The organism is Pseudoalteromonas sp. MM1 (assembly GCF_030296835.1).
Classification (GTDB): Bacteria; Pseudomonadota; Gammaproteobacteria; order Enterobacterales; family Alteromonadaceae; genus Pseudoalteromonas.
The window spans coordinates 238,060-252,795 of record NZ_AP027923.1 but is presented as its reverse complement, the minus strand read 5'-3'; the positions used below and the strand labels follow the sequence as shown (position 1 = coordinate 252,795).

16 protein-coding genes are annotated in these 14,736 nt (G+C 40.6%); 6 read left to right on the top strand and 10 right to left on the bottom strand.

The window, feature by feature from the left end; all coding sequences use genetic code 11:
• The first annotated feature begins 55 nt into the window (after positions 1 to 55).
• Positions 56 to 1,639 carry a tetratricopeptide repeat-containing sulfotransferase family protein gene (locus QUE46_RS17800; RefSeq protein ID WP_286249034.1) on the top strand — a complete coding sequence of 528 codons (1,584 nt, stop codon included), beginning with the start codon at positions 56 to 58 and terminating at the stop codon, positions 1,637 to 1,639.
• 175 nt (positions 1,640 to 1,814) lie between these two features.
• Here the strand turns inward: QUE46_RS17800 and QUE46_RS17795 are convergent, their stop codons facing one another.
• The 3 genes from QUE46_RS17795 to QUE46_RS17785 all read right to left on the bottom strand — a co-directional run bounded on the left by QUE46_RS17795 (position 1,815) and on the right by QUE46_RS17785 (position 4,146).
• Positions 1,815 to 2,204: a hypothetical protein gene (locus QUE46_RS17795; protein ID WP_286249032.1), complete on the bottom strand. Its 390-nt coding sequence runs from the start codon at positions 2,202 to 2,204 to the stop codon at positions 1,815 to 1,817.
• A 314-nt stretch (positions 2,205 to 2,518) separates the two neighbouring features.
• Positions 2,519 to 3,064, bottom strand: coding sequence for a DUF7010 family protein (locus tag QUE46_RS17790; RefSeq protein WP_286249031.1), 546 nt, complete (start codon positions 3,062 to 3,064; stop codon positions 2,519 to 2,521).
• A 122-nt stretch (positions 3,065 to 3,186) separates the two neighbouring features.
• Positions 3,187 to 4,146 (bottom strand): hypothetical protein, encoded by a 960-nt coding sequence (locus QUE46_RS17785; protein ID WP_286249029.1) that lies wholly within the window; start codon positions 4,144 to 4,146, stop codon positions 3,187 to 3,189.
• A 278-nt stretch (positions 4,147 to 4,424) separates the two neighbouring features.
• Here QUE46_RS17785 and QUE46_RS17780 point away from each other — a divergent pair, with 278 nt between their 5' ends.
• On the top strand, positions 4,425 to 4,547 hold the full coding sequence (locus QUE46_RS17780; protein WP_283956919.1) for a hypothetical protein: 123 nt from the start codon (positions 4,425 to 4,427) through the stop codon (positions 4,545 to 4,547).
• Positions 4,548 to 4,563: 16 nt separating this feature from the next.
• On the opposite strand, the gene QUE46_RS17775 is transcribed toward QUE46_RS17780, so the two are convergent.
• Positions 4,564 to 4,974, bottom strand: coding sequence for a hypothetical protein (locus tag QUE46_RS17775; protein ID WP_286249019.1), 411 nt, complete (start codon positions 4,972 to 4,974; stop codon positions 4,564 to 4,566).
• A gap of 76 nt (positions 4,975 to 5,050) precedes the next feature.
• Here QUE46_RS17775 and QUE46_RS17770 point away from each other — a divergent pair, with 76 nt between their 5' ends.
• The gene (locus QUE46_RS17770; RefSeq protein ID WP_286249272.1) at positions 5,051 to 5,200 is read left to right on the top strand and encodes a hypothetical protein; all 150 of its coding nucleotides are present in this window, start codon (positions 5,051 to 5,053) and stop codon (positions 5,198 to 5,200) included.
• On the opposite strand, the gene QUE46_RS17765 is transcribed toward QUE46_RS17770, so the two are convergent.
• From QUE46_RS17765 to QUE46_RS17750, 4 genes are all read right to left on the bottom strand, one after another.
• A complete protein-coding gene (locus QUE46_RS17765; protein ID WP_286249017.1) occupies positions 5,197 to 5,373 on the bottom strand; it encodes a DUF2798 domain-containing protein in 177 nt (58 codons plus the stop codon). The two genes, QUE46_RS17770 and QUE46_RS17765, sit on opposite strands and share 4 nt — an antisense overlap.
• Positions 5,374 to 5,678: 305 nt before the next feature.
• Positions 5,679 to 5,951, bottom strand: a complete 273-nt coding sequence (locus QUE46_RS17760) for a DUF2798 domain-containing protein (RefSeq protein WP_286249014.1) — start codon at positions 5,949 to 5,951, stop codon at positions 5,679 to 5,681.
• A gap of 79 nt (positions 5,952 to 6,030) precedes the next feature.
• The gene (locus QUE46_RS17755; protein WP_286249013.1) at positions 6,031 to 6,648 is read right to left on the bottom strand and encodes a LysE family translocator; all 618 of its coding nucleotides are present in this window, start codon (positions 6,646 to 6,648) and stop codon (positions 6,031 to 6,033) included.
• A 69-nt stretch (positions 6,649 to 6,717) separates the two neighbouring features.
• Positions 6,718 to 9,186: a prolyl oligopeptidase family serine peptidase gene (locus QUE46_RS17750; protein WP_286249011.1), complete on the bottom strand. Its 2,469-nt coding sequence runs from the start codon at positions 9,184 to 9,186 to the stop codon at positions 6,718 to 6,720.
• Between the two features lie 165 nt (positions 9,187 to 9,351).
• Here QUE46_RS17750 and QUE46_RS17745 point away from each other — a divergent pair, with 165 nt between their 5' ends.
• The 3 genes from QUE46_RS17745 (at position 9,352) to QUE46_RS17735 (ending at position 12,892) form a co-directional block, all read left to right on the top strand.
• Entirely contained in the window at positions 9,352 to 10,329 is a 978-nt protein-coding gene (locus QUE46_RS17745) for a LacI family DNA-binding transcriptional regulator (RefSeq protein ID WP_286249009.1), read from the top strand.
• The gene (locus tag QUE46_RS17740; RefSeq protein ID WP_286249007.1) at positions 10,329 to 11,558 is read left to right on the top strand and encodes a glycosyltransferase family 4 protein; all 1,230 of its coding nucleotides are present in this window, start codon (positions 10,329 to 10,331) and stop codon (positions 11,556 to 11,558) included. Before QUE46_RS17745 ends, QUE46_RS17740 begins: the two co-directional genes overlap by 1 nt.
• 107 nt (positions 11,559 to 11,665) lie before the next feature.
• The gene (locus tag QUE46_RS17735) at positions 11,666 to 12,892 is read left to right on the top strand and encodes a threonine/serine exporter ThrE family protein (protein WP_248450447.1); all 1,227 of its coding nucleotides are present in this window, start codon (positions 11,666 to 11,668) and stop codon (positions 12,890 to 12,892) included.
• Positions 12,893 to 12,948: 56 nt separating this feature from the next.
• Here QUE46_RS17735 and QUE46_RS17730 read toward each other — a convergent pair whose 3' ends face one another.
• Both QUE46_RS17730 and QUE46_RS17725 read right to left on the bottom strand, forming a co-directional pair.
• On the bottom strand, positions 12,949 to 14,007 hold the full coding sequence (locus tag QUE46_RS17730) for an alcohol dehydrogenase family protein (RefSeq protein WP_286249001.1): 1,059 nt from the start codon (positions 14,005 to 14,007) through the stop codon (positions 12,949 to 12,951).
• Between the two features lie 11 nt (positions 14,008 to 14,018).
• Positions 14,019 to 14,525 carry a TetR/AcrR family transcriptional regulator gene (locus QUE46_RS17725; RefSeq protein WP_286248999.1) on the bottom strand — a complete coding sequence of 169 codons (507 nt, stop codon included), beginning with the start codon at positions 14,523 to 14,525 and terminating at the stop codon, positions 14,019 to 14,021.
• Positions 14,526 to 14,736 lie beyond the last annotated feature (211 nt).

Below are 14,736 nucleotides of genomic sequence, written 5' to 3'. Positions count from 1 at the left end.
TTTATTTGAGCCTTTTTTCTTTATTAACGCGTAACTAAATAATAAAAATTAAACAATGCAGCCAAATTTAAAACAACTCCACCAAAGTGCAATTACACATTTAAACCAAGGCAATATTGAGCTTGCTCATAAAGCCTTAGTTGAATTGGTTACTCAAAAAAACGACTTTGCCGATGGGTATTTTTTACTGGCCATGGTTAATTTACGTGTTGGGCAAATACACAAAGCCATAAAGTTAATTGAAAAAGCCCTTAGCTTTGGTAAAAGCATTGAATACAGCGCCCAACTTGCAAAGTGTTACGCATTAACAGGTGAACTTGCTAAAGCAAAAAATACCGCTTTAGCCATACCCATTAAGCAAATAAAAAAGAGTCTTGATGCCGATACCTTAGGTGTTGCGCTTACGCAAGCAGGCTTTCATGAACACGCACTAAATTACTTTAACTGCGCTATTGAACTGGCCAAACATGCAAATAAACCGCAACCGCAGTTTTATTATAATTTAGGTGTGAGCGCTAAATTTGTAGGCCAATTTAAACAAGCCCAAAATGCCTTTGAAAGCGCCATTACGCTAAACCCGCTGCATCACCAAAGCCATTTTGCATTAAGTGACTTAACCAAAGCCACTGCGCAATCTAATCATATATCGCGCTTAAAAACCGTAGCTGAGCAAATCACTCATCCCGATGCAAAATTACACATTGGCCACGCACTTGCAAAAGAGTATCAAGACATAGGCAAGTTTGATGATGCGTTTAAAAGCCTAGAGCAAGGTAAGGCGGCTAAACGGGCTATGCAGCCGTTTGATCATAAAAGCTCAGCCGCATTATTTGAACACATTAAACATTTAAGTGAGCAGCATAAACACGCGCTAACACAAGGTAACCCAACGCCAGAGCCTATTTTTGTATTAGGTATGCCCCGCTCTGGCACCACATTGGTTGAGCGCATTTTATCTAGCCACAGCGACGTACAATCAGCTGGTGAATTACAAGACTTTGGCCTAAGCGTTAAAAAGTTAAGCCAAACTCAAACACCCCATGTACTCGACACTCAAACACTCAGTAAAGCCTACGAGCTTGATTTTAATCAGCTTGGGACAACCTATTTAAATGCCACTCGCGTAACTACTGGCAGCCATAAACACTTTATAGATAAGCTCCCATTTAACTTTTTTTATATCGACTTAATAACTAAAGCCCTACCAAACGCTAAAATTATTTGTATGCTGCGCGACCCAATGGACACCTGCATCGGTAACTACCGCCAGTTATTTACAATAAATAACCCCTACTACGCATACTCGCTCGATTTGCTCGACACAGCCAAATTTTATAGCCGTTTTTACAAACTTATGCAGCACTTCAGCGCCCTGCACAGCAATATAAAATTAGTAAAATACGAAGAACTAGTCGCCCAGCCCGAGCAGCAAATAAAAGAGCTACTTAGCTTTTGTAATTTAGAATGGCAGGAGCAGTGTATAGACTTTCACTTAAACACCGCACCGGTATCTACGGCCAGTAAAGTACAAGTACGCCAACCATTAAATAGCAAAGCCATTGGCCGTTGGAAAGCGTTTAAGCCCCATACTAATGCAGCTGTGGAGTACCTATTAAGCCAAGGTATTCGTGTTGAATAAGCGTATTATTTTATCGGTGGGACAATCTAAATAGGCGACTTTTTGTAAGTGTAGGTTGGATAAGCGAAGCGCCATCCGATACAGTAAAATACCTTGCCAATTATTATCACATTTTATGTTGTAGAGAGGCTAAAGAGTGGCAACTACATTACCAACGCCCTTACCCAACAGTTTGTTAACTTTTGTTTTCACCAACTTCACAGGATGGTATTTTGCTTGTATCAATAAGTTTAATTTCCCACTCTTCACTTAAGCTATTTTTATACTGAGCACTCACTCTGTATTTAGTACAAGGTTTTGCTTCAATTGGAAAGTAAGCTTCTGTAGTTTCCGAACGACCTCGATGTTTTTTTGTTGTTTCTAAAACTATCAAATGAGGCCCTGGCTTAATATTCTTTCTAATATTATTAGAGAATAACAACTTCCCATCAATAGCCTTAATTCTTACCTCATAATTGTTATCGTCAGAAATCACCTTTCTTCCACCATCTATCACAGCATAAGGTGTTGATTGGCATCCCACTAGTGTGAGGAGTATTGGCAAAACTAGCTTGGCAGGTTTCATATTTCATCCTTAAAAAGTTAACAACTTTATCAGAGGACACTTTCCCTTTTTAGCGCGAAAACGCCCTTATTTTTGAATTTACATTAATAGCAAACAGTTTAAGTCATTGCCAGCTATAAATATTATGCTTTCTGTTATTTATATAAACATGTAAAAAAGAGAGAAGTGTCCTCTTATATCTTACTAAGTTAATGGCGACTGACCTGAGTGACCGCTATTCATCTCAAAGCTGACTAATAAATACATGCAATTTTCAGCTCAATACTTTAAAAATCTTTACTATAACGCACAGCTTTTTCCATTATTACCGCTTGTTATTCAGTTTTTAAAACCAGTCCTTTCGATTGGGCAAATATCACTAGCGCAAATAGCATTTCGGTTATCCCGCCAATAAAGGCGCCAATTACAAAATTGGCATTTAATACAATACACAACATGCCAAAAAACATAAGCAAAGCACCCAAAACCCAATAGACTTTCATGCCATATATGGTGTTAAAAATTAAATAGCGAACACCAATTATCATCAGCATGATTGGATAAAACCATTCAGCTTGAAGTTTTGCTACGTAAAACGCTAAAAACAAACCAACAAATAAAATAATAGTGCTTTCTAAGGCCAATTTACCTAATGGGTTTTTAGGGTCGTGATTGCCAGAGCGTTTAAGCACTTTTGAAAGTAACATAGCTAAAGGGTGTATAAACATGCCACCAAAAAATAAAGTAAGCATACTTGATTGATTTGAATGCAGTAGTGCGACAAAGCCAGCTATACACCAAACCAAGCCAGACACTAATACGCCCGTTCCACCACCAAAATATGCGAGGTTCATATTTTGTTGTGCACCTTCAAATTTCATAGTAATTCCTTAACTTTAAAAACCAAAGAGTGGCCAAATCTTGACTTCATACTTTACAATTATTGACCATCCGTTATTCGCTTATTCCTGCCCTTTGAAGCCAATAAAACAATGGCTAAATTTTAAAGCTTAGCCTTAAAATAAGCATGCTCGTCTATGTAATCTATCACTAAGTCAAAATACTTCAGACCTGAGCCACCGAATGCGCCATCAATTTTTTTGTCCATCATTGAAGACATAAACTCATGAAAGTTATTATCCTCTCTTCTTGTAAACCAAACAGGCCCAATACTTTGTTCGGCTATAATAACGAAAGGTACCTTAATAATAGCTTCCTCGGTGCCATGTTCGGCTTTTTCGATAACGTCCCAATCTGGGTTTCTGGCTTTCCAATTATCAAAAACACTAGCTGCGATAAAAGAAGTACCAACCACATTCGATTTACTCTGTATTTGTTTTTTTGCGGTATTAGTTAAAGTTGATGTTGCACCAGTATCTAACAACATTTGATACTCTATTCCTTGAACTTTTATACTCATTCTAGGAAATGCTGTGGTGTATTTTTGCTGAGAGTCTTTTTGAAAACCTAATTCTACTTTTTTAAATTTGTTTAAGTTAACCTCATCAAGAGAATCAAGGATAAACATTGATTCATTTACATAATCAATTTTAATAATTTTTTCTGCGTGCCATCGACCACCTAAAAACCCATCAAACTGTTGCTCTTTTGATAGTTCTGCCTCGGGGGCTATAAACAAATATCCGGCCATGAAATTTTCAATGCCACCAGCAGGTATTTCTGCCTCTGCTTTAAACTTAGGCATTTCTGACAAGGTATACTCTTCGCCATCAGCTACTTTTATGATTGTTGGCCAATTGTATTGCTGATGAAGTTCTTTTGAAATGGCATTCCACCCACCGCCGGTATCTGTAAAAAATCTGAGTTTTTTGCCACTGATAAGTTCCGGGATTAAAATTATACGATTATTATCAAATTGAGTTGGGAGCTGTTGCTCAGCTAAAACCTGTGAAGGAGCCAAAACTAAGGCAATTGAAAAAAATATTAAAATTATGCTATTCATTGATCATCCATGACTTTTATATAATTCATGATACTAGCGTTTGACCATTGTAAGTGTAAAGACTTGATTAAACCAGTTTCACTTTTAGTTACACATTAAGCATATAAACAAAGTAATGCTATAAAGTTAGCCTCCCCCACCACAACGCTAATTTACTTTTATGTCGGTTCAACTGCAAATAATGTCGATTCAGATAAACATTAATTAAGCTGGTTAAAAACTCGCTAAATTCCTTATCAACAAAACGCCTAATACCTATTTTGATAAGGAATATAGCCATGAACATTATTACAAAAACAGTTAATGGCAAATTGATGGTGATTGTAAATGATGATATTAAATCTGAGCTAAGCACCAGCAGAGCCGGTGCCGATAAACTAAAGCAATTACTACACATTTAGCTTATCTAAAAATGTGTTACTGATCATTGCTCGAATATACACTTAGAATAGGAAACTTATGCTCAGCAAACGATACCGTTACCGACTGTGTTTGGTTGCCATTGAAGCCGAGTTTAAATTCATTTGGTGTTTGCCTGCTGCCATCTGCAAACAGCGCTAATACGTGTTCTTGATTAAGCTCTCGCTTGCCAGAGGCTAAATTAGTAAGGGTAATAACCGCCCAACGCTCTCCTATTTCGTTACTCATAAGTACATAGTTTAAAATTGAAAAGTCAGACTTTTTAGGCGTTATATTGTTATCGTTAGGGAAGGACAACTGCATACTATTTGGTATGGCTCGGTCAACATTTAATACATTATTTTGCGCTGCAAACACATTGGCGCTAAGTATTAATAAAAATACAAAGCTGACTACAATTTTTACCACAATTAAACGTCCTTTTAAATTTAGATGCTTGATTAAAATTTATACTCGCAGTTTTTACCTATTATGTAAACACTCTATGCAAGTTGCCAGTAACAGTGATTGGGTTATTGATATTGGCCCAGGAGCCGGCGACAAAGGCGGGGTAATTGTTGCTCAAGGTGAACCTGAAGAGGTTGCGCAATCTACAAAAAGCCGTACTGCACCGTTTTTGAATAGCGCAATTTAGCTTTTTAAAAAGCGCTCTAATTTGGGCTTTACCGTAACCGACATTATTAACATTATAGTAAGGCCTATAGGCAGTGCAGCAAGTAGCCCTTCAGCCCAACCATTTAAAAATAAACGCATATCTGCATAGCCAATATTGTTGGTAGCGGTTACAAACGCCATTAGCGATTCCATGATCAGCGCCATAAAAACACTAATCACTAAATTACGTTTTAGCTCGCTACTAGGGCGTGTTTATCTTTGTGGATTGAAATTTGTTCAATCTAGGGGCGATTAAATCACGGCGCGAGGTTTGTAACCTAGTGGGCTAAGTAAAAACCGAGCAACAAAGAATTAATAGTCCCTAGAAAGAACCCAAAGGGCAGCGCATGTTTGGTATTTATGCTGCGTTATCGCCTATTTATGGGGAATAACCACACTACATAGGCTCTGCCTTGCCTAAAAACCAAACACACTGCTGCAAATTCAACCACCAAAGGTCAATACGCCCTAAGTAATAACTTATTAACTAGCTTGTGCATTAAGGTCATTATTACCAAGCCTACCGGCGCCATTACCAGCACTGCACTTATAAACGAGGTAAACCAATCGGCATAAAACTGCTTTGTAACCCCTACATTTACATAAGTCATAATGCCAGTAAGAGAGCCGCCAACAATTGTAATAATACTTACCATAACCAGTATTTTATAAATTACAGGTGTTTTTTTAGGCTCAACCATATCTGGATTTACTGATTGGGGTGTACTCATTTTGGGCATGCCTTAAGTGTTAAATAGATGACAAAATCAACTATAACAAATTAATTGATGATATCAACTACTTTTTAAGCTAACCAAAAATAAGCCATATGCCTACTAGCACCATGAGGCTGCCCGCAATTCGGTTCATCCATTTAATGTTGTCACCACGTGCTAAAAACAAGCGTAGGCTTTTACCGCCTGTGGCATAGGCAAGCATACATATAAATTCGCTTATCATAATGACTAAAACAAGCACTAATAGCTGTGGAGCTACTGCGTGTTCAACACTAATAAATGGCGGTAATAGTGAGATCATAAACGCCCAGCCTTTAGGGTTTGCAATAGCAGTTACAAAGCCTTGCGTAAAAAGCGACTGGCGGCTTACATCGCTGGGGCTTTGTGTATTAATTGACATTTTACCTTTGGCGCGCCACATATTTATGCCTATATAAATTAAATACCCGCCGCCTACCCATTTTAAAATAGCAAAGGCCTCTGGGTAATTGAGCATTACACCTGCAACACCGAGTACTGCAGCAACGGCAACACTCGCCACCCCTAATAGCTCACCTATCATCATCCATAAGGTTCGGCGCACACCTATGCTCATGCCGAGTGTCATGGCAAGGGTCATACACATACCTGGGGTGATAGATACAAAAAAGAAGGTAGGAATAAAAACCGCAAGCGCTGCTACATCAATCATTAATTTACTCTCGTATTAAAACAAAAACGCGGCTATAAGTAGCCGCGTTTTGCTTACTTATGTTTATTGCTATTGCCCTGTACTTGCCACTGGTTCAGTAATTACCTCTACAGGCTCTGCTGAATCATTTAACAAATACTTATCTAACCACTGCTCTTGTTCCCACAGAACGTGTAATAAACTTTTACGTGCGCGGTAACCGTGGGCTTCGTATGGAAGCATAACTAAGCGAGCGTCTTTACCTAAGCCTTTAAGCGCTGCGTACATGCGCTCACTTTGCATTGGGAAGGTGCCTGAATTAGGATCTTCTTGACCGTGGATCATCAGCATTGGCTCATTGATTTTTTCTGCGTGAAAAAACGGCGACATATTAGCGTACACACTTTGTGCTTGCCAAAAATCACGTTCTTCGCCCTGAAAACCAAACGGCGTTAATGTGCGATTATACGCGCCACTGCGAGCAATACCGGTTTTAAATAAATCGCTATGCGCCAATAAATTTGCCACCATAAATGCACCGTATGAGTGCCCTGCTATGGCTATTTTGTTTTTATCAGCAATACCCTTATCAACTAACACATCTACCGCAGCTTGCGCGCTTGCTACAAGTTGTGTTCTAAAGTTATCGTTTGGTTCACTGCCATCAATACCTACAATCGGCATTTTAGGGTCGTCAAACACGGCAATACCTTTAGCAAGGTAAGGCATTGGGCCCCAATAGCCAATGTAAGTAAATTCATAAGGCGACTCGCGAACTTGCGATGCTACGGCTTTATCTTTGTATTCAAGCGGATACGCCCACATAAGTACTGGTAACGGGCCTTGGGTTACGTCGTAGCCTGGTGGTAAATAAAGTGTGCCCGAAAGCTCAACACCATCATCGCGTTTGTAACGTAACTGCTCTTTTGTCACCCCTTTAAATGCAGGGTATGGGTGAGCAAAATTAGTTAATTGGGTAAGCGTATCGCTATCTAAATCACGAATAAAAAAGTTAGGCTGCTCAGTTTTAGACTCTCGCACAGTTATAAAGCGCTCGCCTTCATCGTCAAGCAATGCACGAACACGCTCGTAGTATGGCGCTTGTGATTGCCATAAACGCTTGCTGCTATTTGTTTTTACATCGTACTGGTCTAAAAACGGAATATTACCTTGCTCTGATGCGCCATTACCACGCAGGTACATATAGCGTCCGCCAACAATTTTAATAACGTTAGCGCCTAAATCGTTGCGCTCGTAAATAAAGCTACCTGGGTCTTTATACGCATCGTTATAGCTTCGCTCTGAAAACAGCACGCGGTTTTTATCGGCATTACGCGGTTGAATAACAAATGTGCGTACTTGGCGGTCGCTAAAGCGCCAATCAACAAGCATGGCAACATTTTGGTTACCCCACTCAATACCTGCAAAGCGGCGCTCTACTTTAGCAAATAATTTAGGCTCGCGTTTAAATGGCGCACGTAAGCTGTAAATATAATCATGGTGCTTAACATCGGTTTTCATGTCGCCGCCATCTTGCGCCTCGGCCCAAATAACTTCTGCGCCTTGATCCGCGCGCCATTCAAAGTTGCGTCGGCCGGTGCGAACACTGTCATAGCCTTGTGGAATGTTATCGGCAAGGGGTTGCTTCACAAGCTCGGCTAATGCGTAACCGCGCATTCCCCATATTTGCCACGTACTGGCAAAACGGCTGTACGGTACTTGATACGAAAACGGCTCGTTTATCGCAGCAACTAATATATTGGTTGAATCTGGCGATACCGAAAACGATTTAAATAACGCTGGGCTACCAATAGCTTGTGTATTGCCATCAAGCGTTACATAAGCTAATTGCCCTTGGCCGTAAAATTTAAACTGTGCTTCGTCAAACGGGCTGGTTAATAAGTTTTGATAGGTACGCGCGGGGGCTTTTTCGCCGGTGCTTTGTTGAATAACCGGCACTACATTTTGACTGCTGTTTTTTAACGCGGGTTTATCTATATTAACTGCTAAATTTGCCACAAGTGCGCTGCTATCGGGTAGCCATTGGTAAGGCGTAGCGGTAATAACCGAGTTAAGCGCTGCGTTTGAGAGCATTTTTGCTTGTTTTGTTTCTACACTGTAAAGCCATAAATTTGCTTGGCTTTGTTGCTCTACAACAAACGCTAAATATTTACTATTAGATGACCATTTAGGCGAGCGAATAATACCGTTTGGTAAATTGTTAATATTAATAACGGTGCCGCTTTGCACATGCTTTAGCTCAACAGCGCTGTATTTAGCACTTACACGCGAACGTGAACGTGAAAAATTAGCAGGATTAAGCTTTATACCTGCAAGTTTAAGCTCATCTTTGGCAAGCTCATCTAGTGTTACTACACGCTTACGTTCAAACAGAGCCAGCCATTGGCCATCGCTCGATAAAAAACTTGTAGGTGCTAATTTGGCATCTACCACGGCAGCAAGCTCTGGCGAAGGTGTTTGATAACCTTGCTCAGCATAGCTGTTTGGCATTATTACAACACAACAAATAAAGGCAACTAACAGCCTAAATGCGTTCATGTTTTTATCCTTTTGTTATTTTTAAGATTATAAAAGGTATATAAACATGTTTTGACCTGTTCATAAAGTATTAAGCTTTAAATTACAGCGCTAAAAGATGACTTAATTGCATTATATACGCTACACTACGCAGCTATTTACTCATCACTGCGCGCTTAAAATACCATGCCTGACAAAGCTAAATCGGTCACTATTTTTGATGTTGCTCACCGTGCGGGTGTGTCTAAATCGACCGTGTCGTTAGTGCTTACACAAAGCAATAAAGTAGCCGCTAAAAGCAAACAAAAAGTGTTAAACGCAATTAATGAGCTCGGTTATGTTTATAACCGTGATGCTGCAGCAATGCGCTCTGGGCGTTCAAACTTAGTGGCTGTTGTAATTGATGATTTAACAAATCCGCTTATGGCATTACTTGCTAAAAATATAGAGCAAGTATTAAGCGAGGTTTTTTTTCAAGCCATTATTGTTAGTAGTAACAACAGCGTAGAGCGCCAAACGCAGCTAATAAATAATTTAAAAGAATACAAAGTAGCTGCATTTATAATGTGCCCTGTGGCTAACACCTGTGCGCAGTGGCTCGACAACCTTGCAGCCACCCACCCCGTTATTAGCCTAATGCACGAAGTACCTTACAGCTCAGCTCCATGTGTTTTACCCGACTACACTAAAGCAAGCCATGTAGTTACATTACAGCTAATAAGTGAGTCGCCTAAAAACATACTGTTTATGGGTGATGAAAGCTTATCGACAGAGGATTTATTAAGCGGCTTTAATAGTGCGTGTAAAAAACACAATATAATCCCCGAGCCAGCTATTACGTGCACAAAAAACACTCCATTACATGCAAAGCAAGTATTTAATAACACATTACTTAATAAGCCGAGTATTGATGCGGTTGTATGCGCTAACAACATAATTGCGCATGGCGTTTTAGCCGCCGCCCCGCATTTAAAAAACAATATAGTAAGCTGCTTGCATATTCCTGATATTACCGAAATGCAACCGCGCTTTACTTGCGCCAATATAAACACCCAAGAGCTTGCTAAGCGCACTATTTTAGTGCTGCAAGAGCAACTACAAACACACACTGCGCCAGTAAAAACACTGGTAAATGTAAACCTACAAATTAGAGAAACACCGTAATGAAAAAAGTGCTGGTAATTGGTTACGTATGGCCAGAGCCAAACTCATCTGCTGCAGGTACGCACATGATGTCGTTATTAACCGCGTTTAAAGCGCAAAATTGGCAAGTAGAATTTGCCACCCCAGCACAGCGCACCGAGCACATGGTTAACCTAAACGACTTTGGTATAACGAGCCAAAGCATTGCTCTTAACTGCGAAAGTTTTGATGAGTACGCTAAAGCGTACAACCCAGACATAGTGATGTTTGACCGCTTTATGATGGAAGAGCAATTTGGCTGGCGTGTAGATAAACACTGCCCGAATGCCATTAAAATCCTCGATACCGAAGATTTACAATGTTTACGCAATGCGCGCCACGAAGCGCACAAAGGCGAGCGTGAATTTACCACCAGCGATTTACATTCAGACATAGCCAAGCGCGAAATAGCCGCAATTTTGCGCTGCGACCTCAGCTTAATTATTTCAAGCTTCGAAATGGAGTTACTCAATAGTGTATTTAAGGTCGAACCAAGCTTATTACACCATTTACCGTTTATGGTCGATTTAAGTGCATTACCTAAAACCACTAAGCGCTTTGATGAACGCGCACACTTTATGACCATAGGTAACTTTAGACACGCCCCAAACTGGGATGCGGTTCTTTACTTACAAAAAATATGGCCATTAATTCGTAAGCAACTACCAAAAGCCGAGCTACACATTTATGGCTCTTACCCGCCCCCAAAAGCAACCGCTCTTAATAACCCTAAAACAGGCTTTTTAATAAAAGGCTGGGCCGATGACGCCTATGAGGTAATGCAAAGCGCACGCGTGTGTTTAGCGCCCCTTCGTTTTGGCGCGGGTATAAAAGGCAAGTTACTTGAAGCCATGATAATGCAAACGCCCAGCGTTACCACTAATATTGGCGCAGAGGGAATGCACAACGATTTACCATGGCCTGGTAAAGTGGCTAATAATATTGACGATTTTGCAAATGCAGCCGTTGAGCTTTACACCAATCAAGCCGGTTTTAAACACGCGCAGCAAGCTGGCAATACGCTACTTAATACACTCTACGACAAAGTAAAATTAAGCGCGGCGTTAATTAATAAAATTGACTCTATAAGCAACGATTTAAAAGCGCATAGGGAAAAAAACTTCACCGGACAAATGTTAAAACACCATACTATGCGCAGTACGCAGTATATGGCGCAATGGATTGCTGAAAAAAATAAAAAATTAGATTAAAAATGACTAGACTCCTACAGATTTGTGTTTAAAATCGCGCCCATTACAAATGGGCGTTTTAGCCTATACTTTTAGCTAATTTATTTACACACTGGTCCATACAAGATTTGAAAACTGCAACCTTTACTGAAAAACGCAAATTTATCGTTAAATTAGGTAAAATGCTTCATAAGTACGGCACCCCTGCGTACCGCCTAGAAGCACACTTAATGGAAGTGGCCACTTACTTAGGACTTAAATCGTCTTTTGTTATGTCGCCTACTTCAGTAACGTTTGTAATTTGGACTGATGGCCACGAAGACGAATACACCCACGTGGCACGTGTAGACCCAGGCGATCACGACTTAGGCTCACTTGCCGATACCGACGACTTAGTAAATCAGATGCTTGACGGCAAGCTCACATTACAAGAAGTAGATGCGCAGCTTGATGCCATTTACGACATGCCAAACCCTTACAATAAACTTGTAACCGGTATAGCTTTTGCAACATCGGGTGGTGCATTTGCCATGCTCATGGGCACCAGCTGGACAGACGTTATTTGGTCAGCGTTACTCACTTTAGTGGTGTATGCGTTTGTGCTGTGGTCAAACCGCTCTAAGCGAGTTGCTCACATGCTAGAGCCTCTTGTTGCTATAGTATCGGCTGTGTTGGCTTGTGCGGTAAGTGTGTATATTTCGCCCGATATAAATATACGGTTAGTGGTGCTTTCAGCCATTATTGTGTTTATACCCGGTTTAGCACTAGCCCTTGGTTTAGCAGAGCTTGCCGCTAGGCATTTGGTGTCGGGTACGGCACGGGTTATGGACTCGTTCATGCTGTTATTTAAACTGTACTTTGGCGCCTTTATTGGCATAGGCATTGGCTTTGCCCTGTTTGGCCAAACCGACTTTGTACAGCCCGAGCCACTTCCGCGTTGGACGGCGTGGCTGGCTATATTTTTACTTTGTAGTAGCTTAATAGTGATATTTAGAACCAAGCTTAAACATGCAGGATGGTCAATCGCTTCTGGCTTTATAGCCTATGGCACGAGTATTGGTTCGGCTATGTACCTTGACTACACGTTAGGCACGTTTGTTGGTGCGCTTTCAGTTGGTGTGTTTAGTAACTTATTTAATCGCGTTGCAAATGCCCCAGCTTCCATTGTTGCCATGCAAGGCTTAATTGTATTGGTACCCGGCAGTAAAACTTATATTGGCTTAAACTCGCTTATTGAAGGCCAAGACTTTGTTTATGCCGAGCATATAGGCCAGCAAACATTTTTAATATTTATGTCGCTTGTAGCGGGGCTTATATTTGCAAACGTGGCTTTACCGCCTAAAAAAAGCTTATAAGCTTGTTGCCACTAAAAAGCCCGTTAATTTTGTAACGGGCTGTGTTGTTTAACGCGCTATTCGCTATGGGGGATAGTTAGTACAATTTTTCCTACGTGTTGTTTTTGTGCAAACACTTTTTGCGCTGTAACTATTTCGCTCAATGGAAATGTTTGCGCCACAATAGGTTTAATTTTTTCTTGTTCAATAAAGTTGACTAAACTTTTAAACACCTCAGGCTCTATAACTGTACAGCCAAAAAACGTTAAATCTTTTAAGTACAAAGTACGTATATCAAGCTCTACTAACGCTCCGCCTATAGCGCCCGACACCGCATAACGCCCTTTTGGTTTTAACACTTCTAGTAGCTTTGGCCATTGCTCGCCAGCTACCAGATCAATAACAACATCAACACTGTTTTTACCTAACGCTTGAATTAAATCATCTTCGCGTAGTACCACTTTATCGGCACCTAAATCTTTTAACTGCTGTGCCTTACTTTTACTAGTAATTGCAATAACACTCGCACCACGCGCTTTGGCTAATTGCACAGCCGCAGAGCCAACCCCGCCGGAGGCTCCCGTTATTAAAACAGTTTCCCCTGGCTGTGGGTTTGAGCGGTACAACATGTTTTCGGCTGTAGAATATGAGCACGGAAAAGACGCCAGCTCAACATCGCTATAGCGACTATTAATTGTATAAGCATGGATTGAATCAACTACAGTGTACTGTGCAAATCCGCCATCGCACTCTGAGCCAAAATACCACGGTGCTTTTAGTGTTTCGCCGTTAGCTTTTACTAAACATGGCTCAACTAAAATACGCTCGCCAATACGGCTTTTATCAACACTTTCACCTACGGCTACTATTACACCACATACATCTGCACCTTGAATGCGCGGAAAAACAAACGCATCACCAGACCAACTTGCATCGTCTTTACTGCTTTGTTTTTTAGCGTACCACGCCGTGCGGGTATTCAGATCGGTGTTATTAACACCTGCCGCCATAACTTTTATAAGTACATCGGTTTGTGCAAGCGCTGGCAACGGTAAGTTAGTTGCATACTTTAATACATCAAAATCACCATGCTCCGTAAGCTGTACGCCATGCATTGTACTAGGTAAATTTGCCATTGGTTGCTCCATTATATTAATTTAAGAATAATGTTTTTTGCTGATGTAACCGCCTCATCGCCCATAACTGGCCACGCGCTCGACACTCCTTCATGCAGCAAAAACAAGCTACTAGCCAATGATGGATTTAAGCCTTGCTCACCTAACAGTTTTTTTACGTCATTTTTATGAGTTTGCACCGCAAAGCTAATAGCTTCATCCTCAGGAAACGCCGACAGCGCATTGATAGATAAACAGCCGTTAGGCGCAAATTCCACCATCCACGCTTTTAGCTGTTCAAACATATGCAAAACCGCCTCAGCACCCGGTGCAGGCGCATCTTTAAGTAAAAAATTAATATAGCGATTATGGCGATACTCAAGCGCAGCAATGATCATTGCCTGCTTTGACGGGTAATATTTATAAAGGGTGCGCAAACTAACGCCACTGAGTTTTTGCAGCTTTGCCACGCTTGGCTCGGCAAAACCATGTTGACTAAAAGCCACCTCAAGCGCAGCAGCTATTTCTTGTTTTAGCATAGTGTTTAACCCATGTAGAATGAATGCTACACTCCATGGTAGAGCATTCATTCTACATGTCAACCAATACAAATTTATAGACAATAAAATTTGCGAAAAGCCAAGGATAGTTATTAGTAATAACTATCTTTGAATCTGGCGTGGGTGCCAGTGTTATTTTTGGTGGTGTTATGATTATTCTATAAATGGTTTTCATAGTTATTTACTAGAA